Raw genomic sequence first — 3,011 nt, 5'->3', positions numbered from 1 at the left:
GCCACTGGATTAAGTTGTCCTGTAAAATTTAACATGTTTTTTTCCTCCTTGAATGTTTGATATACATATCTTACCACCGTAAAGACACAAATAATTATTTATGAATCGATTGTAACCGTATGTTTCAATTTTGTAATAGATTAAAACAGTAGGCAGTGGGCAGTGGGCAGTGGGCAGTGGGCAGTGGGCAGAGAAATACAGTAGAAAGTGGAAAGTAATAAGTAAAAAAAATGCAAAAGCCAAAAACACCGCTCAAAACAAATCAATGTCTATCTAAAATTAAAAGCATCCCCATTTCTTATAATAAAGAGATGGGGATGCTTGATATATTTTGCTTTTACGCTTTTTCTGCAAGCTGCATGCTGCCCGCTTCTTTTCCTTCCTACAAAATCTTTATTCCCGCTTCTTCGCATTTTTCGAGCATTGCTTCCGGCCATATGGAAGCCTGCACTTCGCCTATGTGGGCTTTCTTTAGGAAGAACATGCAAATCCTCGATTGTCCTATGCCGCCTCCGACTGTGTATGGAAGCTTGCCTTCAAGAAGATCCTTGTGAAACGGAAGGTTCTTTCTATCTTCTGCTTCTGCTATCATAAGCTGCTCTTCAAGGGCTTCCTCGTCAACCCTTATGCCCATGGATGAAACCTCGTATGCCTTTTCAAGCATTGGGTTCCAGAATAAGATATCGCCGTTTAGTCTCCAGTCGTCATAGTCCGGGGCTCTTCCGTCATGCCTTGTTCCGGATTTGAGTTTATGCCCTATCTCGCTAACGAATACCGCTTTTTTCTCCTTGGTAATCGCATCCTCCCTGCCCTTGGCAGTAAGGCCGGGATAGCGGTCTTCAAGCTCCTGGCTTGTTATGAAGAATATTTCTTCCGGCAAAGTCTCCCCAAGAGAAGGATAAAGGGAATACATGTATTCTTCGGTCTTCTTGAATACCATATATATGTCTTCTACGATTGCTTTGAGTGTTTCGAATTTTCTTTGCTCCTTGGAAATTACTTTTTCCCAGTCCCATTGGTCCACATATATTGAATGAAGGTTGTCTAAAACCTCGTCACGCCTTATGGCATTCATGTCTGTGTAAAGGCCTTTGCCCGACTCGAATCCATATTTGCCTAGTGCCCAACGCTTCCATTTGGCAAGGGATTGCACTATTTCCGCCGTTTCGCCCGAAACATCTACCATGTCAAAGGCTACAGGCCTTTCGATTCCGTTGAGGTTGTCGTTTAGTCCGCTCTTTTGCGTGACAAACAATGGTGCCGATACCCTTGTAAGCTCTAGGGCCTCCGCCAATCCCATCTGGAATAAATCCTTGATTTTCTTGATAGCCACCTCTGTTTCAATTAGTCCCAATTCTGTTTTGTAACCCTCCGGTACAAAAAGACCATATTTCAAATCCTTCATTTCTTTTTCCTCCTTTTGTTTTTTCCCATTAAAAAAGCCTTCCATCCCTAAAAAGGGACGAAAAGCTGAATCTTCCGCGGTACCACCCGAATTGACCGATAAACGGTCCATCTCATAAACACGGAGCCTTGACTCGATGCCTGCCGACAGTAACGGTCCGGTACCGTCCGAGTCTACTCTCCCCTGCGGGGATTTCGGTCGGAAGCTCTGGGATGTTCTTCAATAAGAAATCTGTTGCCGGACTCTCACCACAACCGGCTCGCTTGAACGTCATCACTTATTTACTCTTCCCATCATCGCTGTAATCTTTAATTAATGACTATTATACGGGCGTGAAAAGTACTTGTCAATACATTTTCAATAAATATTTTTTTATAACCGGCAGCTCCGTCCATCACCAGCACATCCACAGGTATTCGATATTCTTATGTCCAAAATATATTTTGCTTTTCCGTCCATTTCGGATTGAATTTTTTCAATGATATCCGAAATTTCCCCCGGAGAACCCCAGACCAAGGTATCCATTGCTCCTGTTTCAACCTTAAGTCCTGAAGATTCTATTAGCCTCAAGACCTCATTCACCGGTGATTCGATATCCTCCACGCTAAGCGGAGCGAAAGAAATCCGCGCGCAATTTATTTTTTCCACATCAGACAAATATAACCGCCCCTTTCTTTATTAGAAAGAGAATTCTCAGACTCCCAGCAAAAGTCCTTTTCGGGAGCCGTTGGCGGCATAAAAAGACAAGCCCCCTTATCAACAAGCTTCTCAGGACACAAAACTTCCATGTCCTCCATGGCCTTAAAATCGGCATGCTTGAATACAGTTTTCTCCTTGAATTCCTTGGTTTTATAGAGCTCTCCCCATGGACTGTCTCCATTTATTGTCCCTATCATCAGGGTCCCTCCATTCTTGGTAACCCTCATCAGCTCGTCGAAGGCTTTCTGGGGCTCTTTGATGAATTCGAATGCGGCCATCGAAAAAACGGCATCAAAGCTTTCGTCTTCAAACGGAAGACAGTAGAGATTCCCCAGCCTATATTCGACATCAAAACCCGCTTTTTCAGTTTTAATCCTGGCCACTGACATCATCTCTTCCGAGATGTCTATTCCGGTAACCCTCACGCCTTTTTCAGCCAATTTTAAACTGAAATTTCCCGTTCCGCAACCAGCGTCAAGCAGTTTGCTTCCAGGCATTGGGCTAAACATGCTAAAGGCCAATGCAGTCTCTGTTTCGTCTACGAATCCACCTTGGGTAGTGTCGTACCATGCATCGTACTTCTGCGCCTCGATATCAAAAAAACTCATATTTCCCCTTTCTACCTCAAAAGCTCAAGGATTTGTTTCCTGATTTCGTTAAATTTTTGGCTTGTCACAATCTCCGGATCTCTCGGTCTTTCTATATTCACAGGTATTTCCATGGATAAGCTGGCCGGTCTTTCAGACAGAACATATATCCTGTCCGAGAGAAGAATGGCCTCTTCTATGTCATGCGTTATGAAGAATACAGAGGCGTTCAAGGTTTCAAGCACCTCTAGGAGCCAGGCCTGCATCTTCCTTTTAGTTATTGCGTCCAAACCTCCGAATGGCTCATCCAATAGGATTAT

General features: G+C 43.7%; 4 protein-coding genes and 1 other annotated feature. All 4 genes read right to left on the bottom strand.

All coding sequences use genetic code 11. The features are described from left to right. Nucleotides 1-382: 382 nt before the first annotated feature. Entirely contained in the window at nucleotides 383-1,405 is a 1,023-nt protein-coding gene (locus JJE29_09380; GenBank protein ID MBK5252827.1) for an aspartate--ammonia ligase, read from the bottom strand. Nucleotides 1,406-1,455: 50 nt separating this feature from the next. Beyond that, nucleotides 1,456-1,711, bottom strand: a binding site (T-box leader). 66 nt (nucleotides 1,712-1,777) lie between these two features. After that, nucleotides 1,778-2,062, bottom strand: coding sequence for a thiamine-binding protein (locus JJE29_09375; protein MBK5252826.1), 285 nt, complete (start codon nucleotides 2,060-2,062; stop codon nucleotides 1,778-1,780). Further along, on the bottom strand, nucleotides 2,041-2,712 hold the full coding sequence (locus tag JJE29_09370; GenBank protein MBK5252825.1) for a class I SAM-dependent methyltransferase: 672 nt from the start codon (nucleotides 2,710-2,712) through the stop codon (nucleotides 2,041-2,043). The genes JJE29_09375 and JJE29_09370 overlap by 22 nt, the downstream gene beginning before the upstream one ends. An 11-nt stretch (nucleotides 2,713-2,723) precedes the next feature. Then, nucleotides 2,724-3,011: ABC transporter ATP-binding protein (locus tag JJE29_09365; protein ID MBK5252824.1), on the bottom strand; the 288-nt coding region annotated here is incomplete at its 5' end.

Source organism: Peptostreptococcaceae bacterium (assembly GCA_016649995.1).
In the GTDB taxonomy this organism is placed as follows: Bacteria; Bacillota; Clostridia; order Peptostreptococcales; family BM714; genus BM714.
Note: the sequence above shows the minus strand (reverse complement) of the source record. Positions and strands in the feature narration are given on the sequence as shown.

What these genes read in the sequence shown, in the direction of transcription:
- JJE29_09380 (MBK5252827.1), bottom strand. Translation starts at nt 1,405, where the DNA reads ATGAAGGATTTGAAATATGGTCTTTTTGTACCGGAGGGTTACAAAACA.
- JJE29_09370 (MBK5252825.1), bottom strand. Translation starts at nt 2,712, where the DNA reads ATGAGTTTTTTTGATATCGAGGCGCAGAAGTACGATGCATGGTACGAC.